General features: G+C 62.4%; 1 pseudogene. It reads left to right on the top strand.

Annotated features, from left to right (window positions below):
• Positions 1 to 45 precede the first annotated feature (45 nt).
• Positions 46 to 577 (top strand): annotated as a pseudogene (locus HX846_RS01360) (lactate dehydrogenase); the annotation flags it as partial.

The raw sequence follows: 577 nt of genomic DNA, 5'->3' as shown, positions 1-577 counted from the left end.
GTCTTGGTTAAATTGGCTGCAATCCAGCTCAAGACAGGGATCGTCATGACTACGCTTTCGCCGATCAGCTCCGCCATCGCCCTTACCAATCGACCCGCCGTTACCCCGCCAGCTACGCAGGCGCCAGAAACGGACGCCGCTGCCGTGCGACCTTCCTCGGTGGTCAGCCTTGGCAATGTCACGGTGGACGTTCAAGCCGAGACGTATTCCCGCAACGGCCAATTGCCCGGCCATGGGCCGATCAATGCCTGGGAAAGTGACAGCGACGATGCGGTCACCAAAGCGATCAGCACGAATTTCCCTGCACTGCCCAGAGGCACAGGCTTCAGCGGCCTGGGCGCCACCCTGATTGAGCAATTTGCGAAGAGCGGTACCGACATTTCCCAGTCGGCGCTGAGCACCAGCTCTTCCAGGACCCAAAGCCCCGCCGAACTCAAGGTTCAACAGGCGCTGCTGCACAGCAGGGCCGACAACCTGGTCAGCCTGACCGTCAAGACGGCCAGCGGCAAGACCGTCACCTTCAGCCTGGCCAGCCAGTTGGGAGGCTTGGCCGCGCAGGCGAAGGTGGACGGTGGCG

Source organism: Pseudomonas sp. K5002, from assembly GCF_013386655.1.
Classification (GTDB): Bacteria; Pseudomonadota; Gammaproteobacteria; order Pseudomonadales; family Pseudomonadaceae; genus Aquipseudomonas.
The sequence above is the reverse complement of the archived record's forward strand: the minus strand, read 5'-3'. Positions and strand labels throughout refer to the sequence as shown.